Origin of the sequence: Halomonas sp. FeN2 (genome assembly GCF_020595105.1) — a bacterium.
GTDB lineage: Bacteria > Pseudomonadota > Gammaproteobacteria > Pseudomonadales > Halomonadaceae > Vreelandella > Vreelandella neptunia.
In genome coordinates, this window is record NZ_CP074200.1 from 766,054 (window position 1) to 784,225 (window position 18,172).

The window sequence follows — 18,172 nt, forward strand, 5'->3', positions numbered from 1 at the left end:
AACACCGATATTACCGACCATAATGGAAGGTCAACGAGCGTAGTGTGACGTTTGTATCAACACACCGCAACGGCGTTTTTTCACTTCCTCCCTGCTCGTTGATCCACGTCGAATATACGCCTTCTAACACAGCAGAAACGGCTTGAAAGCTTTGCTCCAATGAGGTTTCTGATGTACTGGGGATCGGAAAAGCATAATGCTGAATGACTAAGTGATTATCCTGTGGCCTTATGGCTACCCACCCCCAATCTAGCTGTCTTAGAGCATCATTAACCGAACGCTCTAATGCTTCAAGGGTGTCGTATTCGCCAAGAGGCCATTCCGCCGCTAAACGACTGCCGATGTGGCGTAAAAAGCCTGTGGCCCCTTCGTGGTCAGCTTGGGTCAATAGCTCATCGAACATGAGAGTTAAAAAACGCTGCCACTGTGGACTACAGTGATCTTGCGTGTAGTAGGCAAGGTACGTTTGTGTATCGACGTTTGGGTTAGTCACTACCACCTCCAAAGGTATAATTCATAAACATCGCAGCGGACGTATCTTTGTAGTCTCCAAAACTGTTGAAGCCTACCCGTCCACCTAACGACAGTTCGGGTGTCATGTTGTATTTCACTTCACCTGATACGGATACACCCGCCCCACTCACACTTTCACCTGAGTAACGTGATTCGGGGGTTGCGCCAAGTGTTGAGAAAATATCTAACAGCTCTTGAGAGGCTGGATCGGTTGGAAAGTAGTCAATATCATCGGTGCTATAGCTTTGGTAACCGGGTGATACCTGGGCTGCCCAGGATAGATCTTCAGAGACATTCTCTTGATAGCGCAAAGGGAAGGAGATACTCACGTAGTCCTGAGGACTGAAGTACCCCCCATGGCCATAGGTGAAGTGACTTAAATCTTTATCATAGGCCATCGCGGTTACGTTAACGCCAGTTTGCAATTGACGCCGCTCATTATTGATCGGACGCAGGTAACCGCCAAGGGATAGATCGTATGCGGTATTATCAGCCACGTTATCCCCCGTATACTCGTACATACCTGCATTAGCGTAGAGCCCACCATTAGAGGTGTCGTAGTTGATACCCAGCCGTCCCCCCGTACTGACGACCCCACCCCAGGTATCACCTGTTTGGGCATCATAAGCACCAGCGTAGGAAAGAACGCTGTCTTTAACGGCTCTCCTTCCAGCAGTCAATGACAACGAAGTATTCTCTGTGATATTGGGAGTCCAGTTGATTCCACCAACAATATTCGTTTCATCAAAGCCTAACGGAGTACTGCCTACATCAATTTTCACATCGCCGTGTTGGTATCCTAATGCTAGAGCGGCACCTGACTCACGCTGACTGCCAGGCCGCGCTACTCGCGACGCACTTTGAAGACGCGATTGAATCCCTGCGAGTGAAGTTTCAATCAACTCACGACTATTAGCAAAGCTGTCCGCCGATTCTCCATTCAACGCCAGATTATCAAAATCCACGCCTTGCTCACCTAGGTAAGCTACAAACACATCGCGCTGAGCTTGGGTGAGGTCTTCGATACGTAGGCCCGCCTCGTAGACAGGGTTTCTCTCCAGCGCCGAGGTGTAATTTGACTCGGCCGCTTCAAGCTCAGCGGTGAGGCGCGCTATTTCAGACTCAGGAATGTCTGGATTCGCTTGTGCTGTTGCTAGGCGATCCTGAGCAGTAAAAAAGGTTGTAACCGTCGATTGGATTTGATCCAAAATTGGGCTAAGTTCATTCAGTGACTGATTTAAAGTTCCTGCACTTTCGGCTAGTGCGCTTCGGCCGAAGCGCTGGACGCTATTACCAGAGGGGGTACCTGCATCAATGGAAGTCGGCGTTATTGTCACTTCAAAACGCCCTTCGCCAAACGGAGCAGCAGAGAAACTCACCGGTGCTTCCACTCGATTCTGTTCGCTAAGACCACTCTCACCATCCCGGAAATTAAAGGCAAACTCGCCAGTTAAACGTGGTGCACGCTCATAGCGAATTTCTCTGGCTAAATTATCGATTTGCTGTCTCACGCTAGGCGTACTCGCCACTGCTCTTTCGCTACCAGCGCTGTAACTCCCACTCCCCCCTGGTAGCCAACTGGGCCGACCATTAAGCTCTGATTGGCGGCCACGAGCACGATCCTCAAATGGATTGGATGACGATAGAGCCAGCGCCCCTCCGCTACTTCCAAGGGATTGACGCGCCTCTGTGAGCAGCGCCAGTGCCCGGTTAGAATCGCCGTTGCTTCTTGCAACCTGCGCCTGCAGCAGCAATTTCTCTGGCGTATCTGTGCCCGTCATATAGCGATCAAGTAATTGCTGAGCTTTTTTGGGGCGACCAGAGGAAAGTGTCGTTTGCACCGCCCCCTGGAGCGCGCTGTCACTCTCTGGGTGGCGCGTTAATGCGTAAGTGTAGATTTGCTCGGCTTGGGAATAGCGCTGCCCATCGGCATATAGCCTACCCATAGCGAGCAGGAGCCCCTCATCATCAGGATTTTCTCGTAGAGGAGCGGCCAAAGCTTCGTAAGCGCTGGCTAGCTGGCCACTGCGGCGCAAACTATCCGCTTCGATGACTGCGATACCCGTTTCGACACTTGTTAGGTCGTCCCTAGATAGAGAAACATCAGCTTGCTGATTAATGCGATCCAATAATTGACGTGCTTCAGCAGGGCGTTCGTCTTGAGCTAATACTAAAGAGTGGGTTAAGTAAGCACTGGCATACTCAGGGTTGAATCCTTGCCTCAAGTCTCTGTCTACCCAGCGTGCTGCTTCACGGGTTTCTCCGGCATCACTGAGCATGCTTGCAATTTGGCCGACTTGACGTGGATTAAGGTCACTATCACTGGCGTACAAGCGCTCAAGTGTATTAATCCCTGCCGCTCGATTGCCCCGCTCTATTTGTGCTATTGCCTGTTGAAGCGGTTGCTGTAGGCGAGCCTGCTGACGCAGAGTGCGCATGGGTTCGGTCAATTCATCGGTCGGTATGACGGATAGCGTCCGCTGAACCTCGTCCCATTGATCGCTCTCAGAGGCATACAGGGCATAAGCATAGCGCTGTTCGGCTGAAGCGGTAGGGCGATCCAACACCGAGATTACTTGGCGTGCATCTTCGTCTTGGCCCTGGGTTTTAAGCAAGCGTGCCAAATCAAGGCGAGCCCAAGGGTCACCAGGTACTAATTCAATAGCTTGCCGAAGGGCCGTCTCTGCTTCAAAGGCATCGCCATTCTGCGCTCGATTGCGTAATTCATTAACTTGTCCTGAGGCTACGCCTGTTAGTTGTTCGCGCATACTGGCAGGCAAGTTTTGCGCAATCTGCTGCGCCTCTTCCCAATCGCCTTTTTCAGCCAATACTTGAGCAAGTCCTAGACGTGCATCCGCATTGTTGTTCCAATCACTAAGAATACGGCGATATGCTTGTTCCGCAGCATCTAGCCGACGCTGGCGCTTTAAAATATCGGCTTCTAAAAGTCGCGCAGAACGCCCTGCATCACCACCTTGTTGGGTTAACGGCCGAACCTGCGATAGCGCACGCTCAAGGTTGTTTGCATCGGCTAGACGACGTGCTTCCGTCAAACGCGCGTAGAAAGAGGCATTTTGAAAAGCAGGCATCCATTCATCACGGCGGCTAGGGGCTTCATCCATGGCTTCTTGCAGTAAAGTGCGTGCTTCATTAAATCGCTGTTGTCGAAGCCTCAGAATGCCCAAGCCTGCTTTCGCCTCTGCATCGTCGGGATCCTCTTCCAAAGCAGCTTGAAATGCGGCCTCAGCATCGCGAGTGTTGTTCGACTCCATTGCAATATAACCCGCCCCACGGCGAGTTTGCGTAGTTGCCTCATCAAAACGCTCCGCCACACTGGTATCCTGCGGAAATCTATCTAGATACGCTTGATAGAGCTGCTCATCAGCTGGCGTAGCACTAAGCCAGATCAACGCTTGCTTCCACGCCTCTTGGGCAGGGCCTGCCACACTGGAGTCACTGCTTTGTGCCAAGCGTGCTAACGTTTCGATTCCCTCCCGGCGGGTTCCTTCTCGATAAGTTAAGACCTCACCTAAAGCTAGCTCTATTTCATGATCATCAGCGTAATCATCGTTAAACTGTTGTAGTCCAGCGCGGGCTTCCCGCCAGCCAGCATCTCCTGCGCCAGCAAGGGTTTGGTAGTATTCAACCGCTAACTCTCGAGTGGGTGTTTGGCCACCAAAGAGAGCACGATAAATTGTAGCTGCTTCCTGATACTGATTGTTCCGGGCGAGCTGTCGGGCCCGCTCAAGCTGCGAACTATCCAAATTTTGCCCACGCTCCATACGCCTTAAGTCTGCTAGACGCGGGTCATCTGCATTGAGTTGCTCAAGCCGGTTAATCCACTCTTGGGCATCTTCAACGTCATCATTAATCAGCGCTTGTCTTGCTAGCCGATAGAGCACTTCTGGGTGATCTGGACGACCATCAAGATAGCGTTCCAGAGCATCTCTCGCGAGATCAGGGCGTTGGTTCTCTTGCCAATAGTCAGCTTGATTTAAAAGCGCTTCCAAAGCACTCGACGTGTTCTCTTGGGCCAGCAGCAGCCCCCCCGGAAAACTACATGCTAATGCACTAATCAATACTCTTTTTTTATACTTTGCTGATGCAAGCGTACTTAATAAATTATGCATGGAGGTTCCCCTGCCCTTTCTTTTATCACTTGCGATGAGTGCGCCATTTTTCTCGACGATTCAATGTGCCATGAAGCACAACAGCCGTAAGCAACACGACGATGACCATCAGTAATAATACGGGGATAATATATTGCCCCGCATACCAGCGAACTAAACGATTCCAACTAATGTTGCCGCGTATATCTCGTTCTGCAACTCGGTAGGCTTCAACGCTCTGCTGCTGATCAATGGTGACTAGATCGCCAACGGTTTGACGGCTGATTTCTGGTTGATCAATGATGCTCGTCAACTGCTGAATGCCCTGATCGCTAAAGCCTGTTGCCAAAATCAGACTGCGACCGTCATTAAGTGGTGAACGAGTTGCCAGCAACGCCTGTTCGGGCGCCTGACTGGGTAATTCATCACGCGCTCGGCCCGACTCGGTAGAAACATCGGCTTTCGCCCATATTTTCAAGCGTTGCCATAGATTTGAGGGTTCAATACTTATTGTTTCATCAACAATTGCAAACGGATCCATCAGTTCATTCAGCGCACTTTGCTCAATGTGATCTGCGCGCGCCACCACGAGAAGATCGCGATCTATCAAGGCGCTACTCATGTTCAATCCTTTGCGGATATCAAGTCCGTAGCTTGGATACCCTGTCGCATTCGCCATTCGCCCCACAAGACCAAGCGCTGCGCTTATCTCATTTGCCTGCGGCACTTCAGGTAGAAGTAAAGATGTTTGCGATAAATCAGCCCATTGCGTAAATGGGTAACCAGCACTTACCCAGTATGAGAGTTCAGGTAATGCGGCGAATTTTTTTGCTTCTCGCAGATCAATATGTGAGTTGGGCATAATGCGTGTTTCAATGCGTTCAGGCAGGCCAAGATCACATCCTTCATCAGGCGTATGGACCGCCATGTTGAAGTAAAAGCTCAGTTGATTGTTGCCATAAAGCTGCTCTTGGGGAATATCCAGAATGGCTTCCTCCTGGCGAATATCATTTCCCAGCAGCTTCCATAGATCCCAAGCAATGGAATTTTTCTCAACGGGCAACCCCTCGATGTATTGATCGTTTAAACTGACTTCTAAGCGGGAATTATCAATATCAAGCCATTCACCCTCGGGAAATTGGTAATTCACTTGCAGATTGACATCGTCCCCTGCCCACACGAAAAGCGGCGGCAAGCGGAAGCTATAATGTTGCGGGGAAGGCCGAATGCCCTCACCGACCATCGTACCTTCGTCCACAAGCCGTTCAAGATAAATGGGCTCATCCAATGACTGCCACTTAGGCGCATCGAAAGATTGACGAGGGGGTATAGATAACTCTTCGGCTCTTATCCGCTGTCCACTCAAGCTTTCATAGCGTTGCGTTATGTAGCGGGAGGAAGTTCTTACCTCCAAGTCATTACGGCCTGTTATCACCAGCAATCGGTAGAGAGGATTTTCTGGATGCTGCATCTGCAATACAGTGGGTCCCGTGATACCTTCGGGAAGTATCAGTCCTAACGGCATCTGCTCTATGGTTCCCATCACAACAGCATGGCTATCTGGAAGCTGATTATGATGAACAGGGAAATCCGCGCCGCGAAAATCTGCAAGCACACCAAATTGTGAAGCCACTGTACCGGCTGCAGCCAAAAGGGGCTCGGAGGGGGTCTCAGGCATCACAAAGGGTAGGTGTAATCGTTCCATATCAGCATCATCAAAAAAAGGAGCTGGGAATCGTGAAAGGTCGATAATGGGGGGCAGTACTTGCGTGTTAACGCTTAGTGAAGATTCTGGCTCGATCTCTACCCATATGTCTTCGCTGAGAACATTATTGCATTGCGATAATGTTTGGCCGACAAGACTCAATAATAATGTGTTGTAAGTTACGATTTGCTCAGGCGGCACCTCTATTTCAGCCACATAACCATCCGCATTGAAACGATCCAGTGAAATTGTATCAATCACTACCCCATTAAGAGAAACATCTAATCGGCTAACTCCCTCCAGCATGGCATCTGAATACTGAATTGATAAATTTAGAGTCGCATCGGTGACAACTTCACTGCTACTAATCGAAAAATCCAGCCCCACTTGCGATCCACTTCCCTGAACCCTAACCGGGTCTTCTTCGCCATTATCTGACATAGAGTGACGCAAAGGAAAAACATGCTCGCGAGACTCAAGTCCAAACGAACCTTCGCTATCAAAATTTAATCCACCCGCTGGATTTAACCTAACTGACGGCAGAGCCTCAGAAAGAAAAGAATTTGGCAGACTACTATTCTCCCTCTGTTGCTCAGCCCCCTTTTCAGAATCAATGACTTGGTTAGAAAGAGATAAACTGCTTTCTTCAGGGGTTTGACTCCAAGCTCGCTGGCTAGAAATTATCGCCACTACAAGCAAGGAGACGAAAAGTGCTCGCCACAGCCATGTACCTTTCGTTGTGGCTACTGCCGTCGTTTCGACACTAGTGTTTTTAACCGAAGGAGAGGGTTGGCTACTGCCACCACTAAATAGCGTTTTTTCTTTCCAACGCTTAAAGAATAAGCCAGCAACAGCTCGCACTACGGTAATAATTGAGCGAATAGGTTTGTCAACAGGAACCTCTCTTTTTTCTAACCACGCATCGGCTCTACCCATCACTAATCTAACTAGCTCTCTCCTTTGACTTACATCTAAGTCACGGAACTGTAGGCGGATATACTTTTTGTCACGCATTATCAAGTCAACCGGAAAAAGCATTGGCCGATTATCGAAAGACATTTCTATATAATCAATATTGAGATCAGCAGGAAGGTCGGTAGGTGTTTCAACTTGAATACCTCCCATCGAGAGATTCTGAGTTGAAGTACTAAAGGTATATTCACCCTCCAAATGGATCACAGCAGGTCGCTTCAGATCGATTCGAACATACTCCCTGACTTGCTTTTGCTCGCTCCCTACGGCAACTGCGGCCAATAAAAAGAGAGCACTGAAAGAGGCCCATATTACGTTAAACAACAGCACACTTAGTTGCTCATCGTCCGTGTTAAACCAAAACAGACGAATGGTACCCCATATAACGCCAGCCAGGAGTAGAGCTAAAACAAAGAGGTGCGGTTTGAGCACATTAAAGTCAAAGAAACTATGGTCAAGCTTGCCACCCTTATCAGTTACGTCAAATTTACCTCGTTTTGGGTCAAACAGCGTTACCAGAGTAGGCTTAAGCAGATGAAACGTAAGCACTGTTTCATAAATTTCATTCCAAAAGGTATAGCGGTAACGACCTACAAGCTTAGCATTGGTATACACAACACCAAACAAGTGCGGAGCCACATAAGCTGCTACTGCTTGGGGCGAGGCTTCAATTATATCGAGTCCAAATAGCAGGTAAGCTAATGGTGCAGTCAAAAAAACAAAGCGTGCTAGAGGAAACTGAAAATGGAGCATGGCGTTCAGATAACATAAACGCTGAGCGAAGGTAAGCCCACTACCGAGCAAGGGATTGTCCATCCGCATTATTTGCGTCATGCCTCTGGCCCAACGCGCCCTCTGTACGATGTGCAGTGATAGCCGTTCGGTTGCCAAGCCCGCAGCCATCGGAATGCCTAAATAAGCCGTAGACCAACCTTTACGCTGTAGTTTTAAAGCAGTATGAGCATCCTCGGTGACTGTTTCTACTGCAAACCCCTCGGTTTGCTCCAGCGCAGTTCGGCGAATAACCGCACAGGAACCACAGAAGAAAGTGGCGTTCCAATAATCATTGCCTTTCTGTACTGCACCATAAAAGAGGTTGCCTTCATGAGGCACATCACGCCCACTAACCAAGTTTCGCTCAAAAGGGTCAGGAGAATAAAAATGGTGAGGCGTCTGGATAAGAGCTAAATCCTTATCATCTAAAAAAGCACCTACTGTTGCTTGTAAAAACACCCTGGTGGTGACATGGTCGCAGTCAAAAATGCAAATTAATTCGCCCTTTGTTTTCTTAAGCGCATTATTCAAATTGCCTGCTTTAGCATGTTTATTGTCATCGCGTGTTATATAGCCGACACCTGCTCGTGAAGCAAATGCTCCGAATTCCGCCCTTTTGCCGTCGTCTAACAGGTAAACATTTAGCTTGTCACTCGGGTAATCAAGGTTTTGTGCCGCTAATACGGTGTCTCTCACCACCTCCATACTTTCGTTGTATGTGGGTATATAGACGTCAACAGTGGGCCAAAGAGAAGTATCGTCCGGCAATGGAACAATCTTCCTTTCAAAAGGCCTTACCACTTGGAAGAAGCTGATAATTAAAACCAGCCATGCATAACACTCTGCTGCTAACAAACCTGTACTAAAAATTGTTTCCGCTATTCCTTCAGTTACAAGCGTTTCAGTGACACGCCAGTACATATACCGTGTTGAGGTAATGGCAGTCAGCAGTACCATTGCCAAACGCACGCGCCTTGAAGTCGTTTGCCCCATGCAAATAAGTAGCAAAACGGTGACACCACCAAATACCCATTGATTAGCTAGGCTCATAGGTGTGGCGATGACGATAATAAAAACAACGCTATAAAGAAGAACAAAAAAGCCAACCCAGAGTTTGTAAAAAGCACCTTTCATCTTAAATGCTCCTTTCTGGGCTGCTAAAACGTGCATCCGCGTTTAGCGTTACTCTTGCCAGGTTGTCCACAATCTGCTCTAAATCGCTGACAACCGACGACGAATACGCGTGCTGGAAAATAGAGGTTTGAGCTGCAAGCGCCTCAGGTACGGCGGCATCTCGATGAATAGCACCTAACAAGAGAGGCCCTAATCGGCTCTTCAGCAAATCATAGACGTCAACACTTAAACGTTGACGCAGATCCAACTGGTTAACCACAAAGTAAATATCGCTTTCTACCTCAACAGGGAAAAAATCACCATTTTCGATGGTCGGTAATACTGCAACGGATGAACTATCTGCCATTAATACCGTTACAAAAATAGGCTGCAATCTTGAGATAGCGTCAAGTGATACCGAGTGGCCTGGTGGCAAATCAACCAGTAGTACTCTATCTTCACCTTGGTAATAGGGACGTAGCGCTTCCTCTAACTGTCTGGAATCTGCCAAATACTTCTCGAAATTAAGCCGTTCTTTGCGGTTGGTTCGCCCATAGGGCAATAAATCAATACCACTATCAGTTGTTACGATTAGGTTATCCCAACTGGAGTACTGTGGCCCTTCAGTAACGACGCCATCGGTGTCATCGAATGACAGACCAAAGTGCAATTTGAGTGCATCTTGACTGTCAAAATCGATGACGGTGACATGCTTACCCTGACGTTGAAATGTATAGGCCAGATTGGCTGTTAGCGTCGTTTTACCGACCCCGCCTTTCGGAGATGTCATACAAATCAGTGTCATGAGTCAATTTGCCTTAGCAGCGCTTTTAAAGATGTTTGAGGAGAATTTTCAACGTCTTGGCTGTTCTCGGTATAGCCTTTGAAAAGGTTTCCAAAAGAAGCAGGTTGGCTCGTTGACGTTTTATCAGGCGAAGATGTTCGAAGAACTGGTTTAGAAGCCCCCACGCCTCTCTCACTAGGTGGCACTGGGATAGTCCGAGAGCTCTCCTCGATCCTATATTCACGCGCTTGGCCATTGATGTGTGAAACAGGGACAGTTTTCTCTTGCTTAGGAGCAGATGCTTGTGGAATCAGTCTCGGAGTTTCTTCAGAATCGGGGGCATCTGCAGGGGAGAACTCACCTGATTTCCTTACATGCGACTTCCTCCCCCCAGGTGAACAGTTAGCAACACCTTCAAGAAGCTTCCAGCGCTGTTTGTTGCCAGAACTTCTTTTATCTGTCGAGAAATTTTGATAGTCAAATTCGCTGGATGACTGGCGTTTCAACGCCTCAATGTCATTATCTTTACGCATTTTTTTCATCCTAAAAACCAGGGGTAGCTGCTATGACAACGGCAATTAAGCGAATCATTCACACTCGTACCATCCTGGTAATTAAGGGCTGACTCGATACCGTCGTCCTCATTTTTAATACTTTTATCTTACACAGCCTAATCAATCAAGTGGTTAGGAAAAATAAATATACGAATTGAAATATTAATGTACAAAAGTACACATTTCACCAAATTCCTAGCACGCTTATCCCACTAGGCTTAGAGGCTGGTGATACAGCTATTTTGGCTACCAATGCACAACGCCTACCATGCAGGCCATCTCACCTATCGATATGCCCTAAATCTCGCCCAGGTTCCAGTTGATCTCGCACACGCTGCTTGAGAAGCTTGATATCCGGAAAACCACCATCACGCTTACGCTCCCACAACAGCACATCATCACACCAGATCTCGAACGTACCGCCATGAGAAGGAGCTAACGCTACCTCGCTTACCCCCTCGCCAAAAGTTGAAAGCAATTCCTGTGCATACCAACCACTGCGCAGCAGCCACTGGCATTGAGTACAATAACGGATTTGAATACGTGACATCCCTGATCTCCAAGGCAAGTTAATATGGCATCCTAAGAAGATATTCTGTCATTTTGAGATAGCTTGAGATAGGCCGCTTGAGATAGGTCGACTAACAAGGAGCCCCGATGGCCGAAAGTAACGTTTCACAAACTCGCTTGTATGAGTGGCTAACGGGCGATGACGATAGCCGCATGTGCGACGACATACCTGAAAGCGCCTGCGACGAACAACCACGCAATTTTTTTCTTCATATATGGGCCTCTTTAGGCAATAAGCTGGCTGACGAGCTATCCAGCGCGCGTTTGGTTTTACCCTGGCTGATGGGCATTATTGGCGCCCCCATCTGGATGGTAGGCCTGCTTGTACCCATCCGAGAGTCAGGTGCCCTGCTACCGCAAATTTTTGTGGCTGGTTTTATTCGTTTAAAGCCCAGGCGAAAATGGGTGTGGGTGGCCGGCGCGCTGACCCAAGCATTCGCTGCCTTAGCGCTTGCCGCATTGGCGTTATTCGCCAACGGCACCTTGGGTGGCGCGTTAGTGCTTGCAGCGCTAATTCTGCTCTCGTTGGCACGAGGTTTATCCTCGATTGCCACAAAAGATGTGCTGGGGAAAACCATTGCCAAACGCCGCCGCGGCACGTTAATGGGCTGGAGCGGTAGTATTGCAGGTGGTGCAACGCTGGTCGCTGGAGGGCTACTAATGCTGTTTGAAAGCCGCCCCGGCCATTTCGTGGTAGCGATACTGCTGACCATAGCCGCCTGCGGGTGGCTAATAAATGCCATAGCCGCCGCGCGCATCGAAGAAACCCCAGGGGCTGTAGAAGGCGGTGAAAACGCCTGGGACAGTATTAAACAGGGACTTTCGCTATTAAAAGATGACCGTACGTTTTTACACTTCAACCTTGCCAGGGCGCTGCTGCTCTCAAGTGCACTCGCCCTGCCCTACATCGCCCTGCTAGGGCAAAACCAAAGCGGCACCGACCTGGGAGGCCTGGGCATACTCATTGTGGTATCGGGCCTAGCCGCAATGGTAGCCAGCCCGATCTGGGGGAAACGCTCAGATCAGTCGAGTCGCGGCGTTATGCGCGACGCCGCATTGGGTACCACTATTTGCTGCGTAATGGGCGCTAGCTTAGCTTGGTTACCCGGCGAGTGGACACACAGCATATGGCCCTATGCGGCAGTTTATGCATTACTCGTCATTGTTCACCACGGCGTACGCTTAGGACGTAAAACCTATCTGGTCGATATGGCAAGCCAAGATAACCGTGCGCTTTACGTGGCCCTATCGAATACTTTAACCGGCGTCTTAATGTTGATTGTAGGTGGCCTTATTGGCGCCTTTGCGCAGTGGTTTGGTAGCGGCACATTACTCCTGATCCTAGCGGCTACCGCCGTGGGAGCCATACTTAGTGCCCACCAATTACCTGAGGTCGAGTGACGTGCCACCGGTAACCACATGTATTCAAGGGTGCAATCGAGAACTCTACCTACACTGGCATAGCGTTCACGATTGCAATGCATGGCAACGCTCGCCATGATAGAGCCAGATAGCAGTGATGCGTTGGCGCATTTGCTATGCTGCCTATAATAAGTGATTGGACATTCCGCCGGTTCACAGGTGAACAAACGGCTGTGAACCATGGAAAGGACTTGGAGCTGCAACAGGAACCACTTGATGAAACGATCCCCTTTGATCAGCCCGGAGCTGCTTGAACGTATTGTTGACGCATCGGAAGACGGCATAGTCGTAGCCGAGCAGGAGGGGGATGAAAATATCCTCATCTACGTCAACAAAGGCTTTGAGCGCTTGACGGGCTACAGTGCGGATGAAATTTTGTATCGCGATTGCCGCTTCTTACAAAACGAAGACCGCGACCAGGACGCGCTAGCCGCTATTCGAGATGCGCTTAAAGATGGCCACCCGTCCCGAGAAGTACTGCGTAATTACCGCAAAGACGGCACCATGTTTTGGAACGAGCTATCCATTACGCCTGTCTATGACGAAGCAGACAAGCTGATGTATTACATTGGCGTGCAAAAAGATGTGACGGAGCGTGTAGAAGCACAGCTTGCACTGGCAGCGTTACAACAGCAGCGAGAAAATAGCTAATTATTAACTTTCTCGCTAAAAAAAACTATAAAGCTTGAACTTCATCCCAACTGGCGTTATATAGCGGCAAGGCGCTTGAACTGCGCTAGGCGCTTCACTTTGCGGATAGCATGTGTTTTTGACCCCACATGTACTCGTGTGAAGCCGTTGTTACGCCGGCACGCCGGCTGGGTTGGAGGACATCACATGAGCCGTGATCCCCTAAATCGTGAAACCCTAAGTCATGAAACCTTAGGCAACGAAACACTCGACTCAGACGAGTTCGATAGTTTAGACGCCGTCAATGATGACCATTACGGCAAAAGCAAACCCAGTAAATCTGACAGCTTACGCGCACGACGCCAAGTAGAAGCGTGGCTGGAAGAACGTCGACTCCAACGCGCCATTGAAGATGACTGGGACGAAGAAGAGTAAGCCCTGAGTGGCTCGGCCTTCTCAGCGGATGAGCAGGCCAGCTAATTATACGCTCCTAGCCTTTCCTGGCGCAGACCACTATCATCACTCTCTGGTCAGTAATAACAGTTAGTACTAAGAGCTAGTAGCCTGCTGCTGTTGCTTTTTCTTTTCAACAACTTAACGGATCTCCATGGCGCAATACGTTTTCACCATGAACCGGGTTGGCAAAGTTGTGCCACCCAAAAAACAAATTCTCAAAGATATTTCGCTCTCGTTTTTCCCTGGCGCCAAAATTGGCGTGCTGGGGCTTAACGGTTCGGGTAAATCCACACTGCTGCGTATTATGGCCGGTGTCGATAAAGAGTTTGAAGGTGAAGCTCGTCCGATGCCCGGCATCAATGTTGGCTACCTTCCCCAGGAGCCGCAGCTAGACGACGAGAAAAACGTCCGCGACACCGTCGAAGAAGCGCTAGGGGAGATTAAAGAGGCGCAGGAGAAGTTGGATGGTGTATATGCGGCCTACGCAGAGCCCGACGCTGACTTTGATGCGCTAGCCAGCGAGCAGGCCAGGCTTGAAAATATTATTGAAGCCGCGGACGCTCACAACCTGGAGCGTAAGCTTGAAGTGGCTGCAGAAGCCCTACGTCTGCCCCCCTGGGACGCCAAAGTGGGCAATCTTTCGGGTGGTGAGCGTCGTCGTGTAGCCCTCTGTCGCTTACTGCTCTCCAGCCCTGATATGCTGCTGCTTGATGAGCCTACTAACCACCTAGACGCAGAGTCGGTAGCTTGGCTTGAGCGCTTCCTGCACGACTACAACGGCACAGTCGTGGCGATCACCCACGACCGCTACTTCCTAGACAACGTGGCGGGTTGGATTCTGGAGCTTGACCGTGGTCAAGGTATCCCCTTTGAGGGTAACTACTCCCAGTGGCTGGAGCAGAAAGATCAGCGACTGAATCAGGAAGCCAAGCAGGAAGCCTCGCGTCAGAAAGCTATCAAGCAAGAGCTTGAGTGGGTGCGCAGTAACGCCAAAGGCCGCCAGGCCAAAAGCAAAGCGCGCCTTAACCGCTTTGAAGAGATGCAGTCAGGCGATTTCCAAAAGCGTAATGAGACCAATGAAATTTACATTCCGCCTGGCCCGCGGCTAGGCGATAACGTCATTGAGTTTCGCGATGTGGCCAAGCGCTTTGATGACAAGCTGCTCTACCAGAACCTCTCCTTCACCATTCCCCAGGGTGCGATTGTCGGCATCGTCGGTGGTAACGGTGCGGGTAAATCGACGCTCTTCAAACTGATTACCGGTAAAGAGCAGCCAGACGAAGGCGAAGTTGTCGTCGGTGAAACGGTCGATATCGCCTATGTCGAACAGCTACGCGACGGTTTGGACGACAAGCAGAGCGTCTGGGAAGCCGTTTCGGATGGTCAAGACATCCTCAACATTAACGGCTACGAGGTCTCCTCGCGTGCCTATGTGGGTCGCTTTAACTTTAAGGGTAACGACCAGCAGAAGCGTTTGTCGGAGCTTTCCGGTGGTGAACGCGGCCGTTTACAGCTCGCCCAAACGCTCAAGCAAGGCGCTAACGTGTTGCTGCTCGATGAGCCTTCTAACGACCTGGATATCGAAACCTTGCGGGCACTGGAAGACGCGCTTCTGGCCTTCCCGGGCTGCGCCATGGTGATCTCGCATGATCGCTGGTTCCTGGATCGTATCGCCACGCACATTATGGCTTTCGAGGGCGACTCTGAGGTGGTCTTATTCGAAGGCAACTACGCTGAGTACGAAGAGGATCATAGAAAGCGGGTGGGTAACGATACGCCTAAGCGTATGAAGTATAAGCGCATTGATGCCTAACAATTAGCAGTATGTTGGCAGCAAAATGCCCCGCTCTGCGGGGCCTTTTGGTTGGTAACTGCACTGGCGCCGAGGACAACCCTAACGTCTGCGGCCAGTTAAAAATGAAACGATAAACAAAATAAGAAACAGCACAAACAAAATTTGCGCAATGGTGGAAGCCGCCCCGGCAATGCCAGAAAAACCGACCGCTCCCGCGATGATCGCAATAATGAAAAACAGCACCGCATTGCCTAGCATGGTTTCACTCCTCTCCTTGGTAATAACTTTCCTTAAAACAGCGCCGCATATCCCATTATGCCGCGTGAATATGTATCAGAGATGATAGACGCTTTTAGTCATCACCTTAGAGGCCAGACGCATGCCCCACTTCACCGGGGCCGGAAAGCGAACGCCACCCGCTTCTAAGGCAAGCTGAACGTGGTGGGCTTCATCAATGGCCATCTGGCGCAGTATGGCGCGAGAGCGGTTGTCGCCGCGGGGTAGCGAGTGTTGGTGTGAATCAAGATGCTTGCCTACCTGCTCTTCGGTGGCGGCGACCAACCCCAAACTAATACGGTCACTGACCGCCCCCGTGGCCGCGCCAATGCCAAACGAGGCGACATAGAAGAGAGGGTTTAAGTAGCTCGCTCGGCTCTGCAACTGCCCTAGACGCTCATCACACCAGGCTAGATGATCGATCTCTTCCAGCGCCGACTGCTCCATCTGATGACGTACATGAGGAAGTTTAGCGGTTACGCCCTGCCCCTGATACAGCGCTTGGGCACACACCTCACCAGTATGGTTAATCCGCATCAAACCTGCGGCATGGCGACGCTCGTGATCGTCGAGCTCTCCCTCGGCCACACCTTCAGCAGGGCTGGTGCGCTGCGGCGAAGCAGCGTGCGGCATAAGCGTCCGTAGAACGGCATCAAACTGATGAATCAGGCGATCGGAACGACTCTGTTGACGATCCATGGCAACACTCCGTTGACTTGCGGTAGCAGTCTGCTGAGTTCAACCGGCAGGCCATGTGAATGCGCGCCCACCCATTAAATGCATGTGAATATGGTAGACCGTTTGTCCACCCATTTCGTTGCAGTTCATCACCACGCGGTAGCCATCTTCAGCAAAGCCCTGCTCGCGGGCAAGCTTGGCGGCGGTAAACTGCAGCCGCCCTATCATTGCAAGCTCAGCCTCATCGATATCATTGAGCGTCGCGATATGCTTTTTGGGAATGATTAGCTGGTGAGTCGGTGCCTGGGGGTTAATATCATTGAATGCCAACACGTGCTCATCTTCGTAAACGATATCAGCGGGAATTTCACGGTTAATGATTTTGCAAAACAGACAATCCATACAGCTCTCCTTCATTAGCTACTTTTCACTTAAGTATCGAATTATCTCTGCCAGCCGGATGATTGCACTGGTGGGTGGTAGCTTCAGCTCGCGGCCTATTAACGGAAGCGCCTCTGGGCAAGAAGGTGCCTAACCAAGGGGGCAAGAATCAGCTCCATCGCCAGCGACATCCGCGCCCCCGGCACCACTAACGTGTGCGGGCGAGTCATAAACGAGTCTTTAATCATCGCCAACAGCCAAGGAAAATCAACGGTGGAAGGATCCCGAAAGCGAATGACCACGAACGACTCAGCGTCAGTGGGAATATCCTGCACTTCAAAGGGGTTAGAGGTATCGACGGTGGGCACACGTTGAAAATTGATGTGGGTACGCGAAAACTGCGGCTGGATGTAACGTACATAGTCATCCATCCGACCCAGAATAGTATCGATGACTGCTTCTTGTGAGTAGCCACGCAGCTTGGTGTCACGGTCGATCTTTTGAATCCACTCAAGATTCATGGTTGGCGCAACACCGACCAAAAGATCCACATGGCGGGCAATGTCGTACTCTTCAGTGACCAGCCCACCGTGCAAGCCTTCATAAAACAGCAGGTCGGTACCACAAGGCAGCGACTGCCACTCGGTGAAAGTGCCAACCCGGCAACCTGCTTCAATTTTCTGTTTATCTTCAGCGTGGATATAGTGCCGAAAAGTGCCCGAACCGTGTTCGCCATACTCACTAAACAACCCTTCCAGGCGATCCAGCAAATTCGCCTCTACGGCAAAATGCGAAAGTTCGTCTTTGCGCTCTGGCTCTTCTCGGAAGATACGGTGCAGGTCATCACGGGTATAGCGGTGAAATGCATCGCCATCGACCATTGCTGCATGCACATCTTCGCGCAGAAACATGCGCTCAAAGCTGCGCTTCACGGTAGTGGTACCCGCCCCAGAGGAACCGGTTACCGCGATAATCGGATACTCCCGAGACATCAGCCATACCTCGCGTGGGAAAGCGCTTGTTTAACCTGCTCAGGTACTTCGATAGGACGCCCAGTAGCAAGATCGATCAGTAGCTGATTGACCCGTGCGGTAGCGACTACCTGCTGAGAATCTGCCTGATAGATGCGCTGATAAATAGTCAACGCTTTGCCCTGGGGCTCGGGCACAGCGGTGGCAATCGTTAACGCATCGGGCCAGCGCGCTTCACTTTGATACTGAACGGCAAGATCAGCGACCACCGAAGGATACCCATGCATATCCCACTCGGGCAGGTCCAGGGCCGCGAAGGCTTGAATACGCGCCTCGTGGAGCAGGGATACCAGCGCATCGTGCCCCAAGTGGCGGCCATAGTTCATATCGGTTACCCGTACCGTCAAAGGGTGACGATGAATGACCGCTTCAGCGGGAAAATCTAGCTTGATACGCTCCATGCCTGTTT

15 protein-coding genes are annotated in these 18,172 nt (G+C 50.3%); 4 read left to right on the forward strand and 11 right to left on the reverse strand.

Features of this window, described 5'->3' with window-relative positions; all coding sequences use genetic code 11:
- Nucleotides 1-10: 10 nt before the first annotated feature.
- From bcsD to KF947_RS03620, 6 genes are all read right to left on the reverse strand, one after another.
- Nucleotides 11-493, reverse strand: coding sequence for a cellulose biosynthesis protein BcsD (gene bcsD / locus KF947_RS03595; protein ID WP_133732813.1), 483 nt, complete (start codon nt 491-493; stop codon nt 11-13).
- Nucleotides 486-4,643 carry a cellulose biosynthesis protein BcsC gene (locus KF947_RS03600; RefSeq protein WP_227405466.1) on the reverse strand — a complete coding sequence of 1,386 codons (4,158 nt, stop codon included), beginning with the start codon at nt 4,641-4,643 and terminating at the stop codon, nt 486-488. Before KF947_RS03600 ends, bcsD begins: the two co-directional genes overlap by 8 nt.
- 25 nt (nt 4,644-4,668) lie before the next feature.
- Nucleotides 4,669-9,207 carry a UDP-forming cellulose synthase catalytic subunit gene (bcsA, locus tag KF947_RS03605; protein ID WP_227405467.1) on the reverse strand — a complete coding sequence of 1,513 codons (4,539 nt, stop codon included), beginning with the start codon at nt 9,205-9,207 and terminating at the stop codon, nt 4,669-4,671.
- A gap of 1 nt (nt 9,208) precedes the next feature.
- The gene (gene bcsQ / locus KF947_RS03610; RefSeq protein WP_133732816.1) at nt 9,209-9,991 is read right to left on the reverse strand and encodes a cellulose biosynthesis protein BcsQ; all 783 of its coding nucleotides are present in this window, start codon (nt 9,989-9,991) and stop codon (nt 9,209-9,211) included.
- Nucleotides 9,988-10,503, reverse strand: coding sequence for a hypothetical protein (locus KF947_RS03615; RefSeq protein WP_227405468.1), 516 nt, complete (start codon nt 10,501-10,503; stop codon nt 9,988-9,990). The genes bcsQ and KF947_RS03615 overlap by 4 nt, the downstream gene beginning before the upstream one ends.
- A gap of 301 nt (nt 10,504-10,804) precedes the next feature.
- The gene (locus KF947_RS03620) at nt 10,805-11,074 is read right to left on the reverse strand and encodes a SelT/SelW/SelH family protein (protein WP_133730208.1); all 270 of its coding nucleotides are present in this window, start codon (nt 11,072-11,074) and stop codon (nt 10,805-10,807) included.
- A 107-nt stretch (nt 11,075-11,181) separates the two neighbouring features.
- Here KF947_RS03620 and KF947_RS03625 point away from each other — a divergent pair, with 107 nt between their 5' ends.
- The 4 genes from KF947_RS03625 to ettA all read left to right on the forward strand — a co-directional run bounded on the left by KF947_RS03625 (nt 11,182) and on the right by ettA (nt 15,415).
- A complete protein-coding gene (locus KF947_RS03625; protein ID WP_227405469.1) occupies nt 11,182-12,495 on the forward strand; it encodes an MFS transporter in 1,314 nt (437 codons plus the stop codon).
- Nucleotides 12,496-12,732: 237 nt separating this feature from the next.
- The gene (locus KF947_RS03630) at nt 12,733-13,167 is read left to right on the forward strand and encodes a PAS domain S-box protein (RefSeq protein ID WP_133730206.1); all 435 of its coding nucleotides are present in this window, start codon (nt 12,733-12,735) and stop codon (nt 13,165-13,167) included.
- 186 nt (nt 13,168-13,353) lie between these two features.
- Complete coding sequence (locus KF947_RS03635; RefSeq protein WP_133730205.1) at nt 13,354-13,581, forward strand: PA3496 family putative envelope integrity protein; 228 nt, start codon at nt 13,354-13,356, stop codon at nt 13,579-13,581.
- Nucleotides 13,582-13,753: 172 nt separating this feature from the next.
- Nucleotides 13,754-15,415 (forward strand): energy-dependent translational throttle protein EttA, encoded by a 1,662-nt coding sequence (gene ettA / locus KF947_RS03640; RefSeq protein ID WP_133730204.1) that lies wholly within the window; start codon nt 13,754-13,756, stop codon nt 15,413-15,415.
- Between the two features lie 81 nt (nt 15,416-15,496).
- Here ettA and KF947_RS03645 read toward each other — a convergent pair whose 3' ends face one another.
- The 5 genes from KF947_RS03645 to KF947_RS03665 all read right to left on the reverse strand — a co-directional run bounded on the left by KF947_RS03645 (nt 15,497) and on the right by KF947_RS03665 (nt 18,164).
- A complete protein-coding gene (locus KF947_RS03645) occupies nt 15,497-15,655 on the reverse strand; it encodes a DUF1328 domain-containing protein (RefSeq protein ID WP_133730203.1) in 159 nt (52 codons plus the stop codon).
- Nucleotides 15,656-15,730: 75 nt separating this feature from the next.
- Complete coding sequence (coq7, locus tag KF947_RS03650) at nt 15,731-16,372, reverse strand: 2-polyprenyl-3-methyl-6-methoxy-1,4-benzoquinone monooxygenase (protein WP_227405470.1); 642 nt, start codon at nt 16,370-16,372, stop codon at nt 15,731-15,733.
- Between the two features lie 39 nt (nt 16,373-16,411).
- Nucleotides 16,412-16,753 (reverse strand): histidine triad nucleotide-binding protein, encoded by a 342-nt coding sequence (locus tag KF947_RS03655; protein ID WP_227405471.1) that lies wholly within the window; start codon nt 16,751-16,753, stop codon nt 16,412-16,414.
- 98 nt (nt 16,754-16,851) lie between these two features.
- Nucleotides 16,852-17,724, reverse strand: coding sequence for a phosphoribulokinase (locus KF947_RS03660; RefSeq protein WP_133730200.1), 873 nt, complete (start codon nt 17,722-17,724; stop codon nt 16,852-16,854).
- The gene (locus KF947_RS03665; protein WP_133730199.1) at nt 17,724-18,164 is read right to left on the reverse strand and encodes an acyl-CoA thioesterase; all 441 of its coding nucleotides are present in this window, start codon (nt 18,162-18,164) and stop codon (nt 17,724-17,726) included. The genes KF947_RS03660 and KF947_RS03665 overlap by 1 nt, the downstream gene beginning before the upstream one ends.
- Nucleotides 18,165-18,172: the final 8 nt, after the last annotated feature.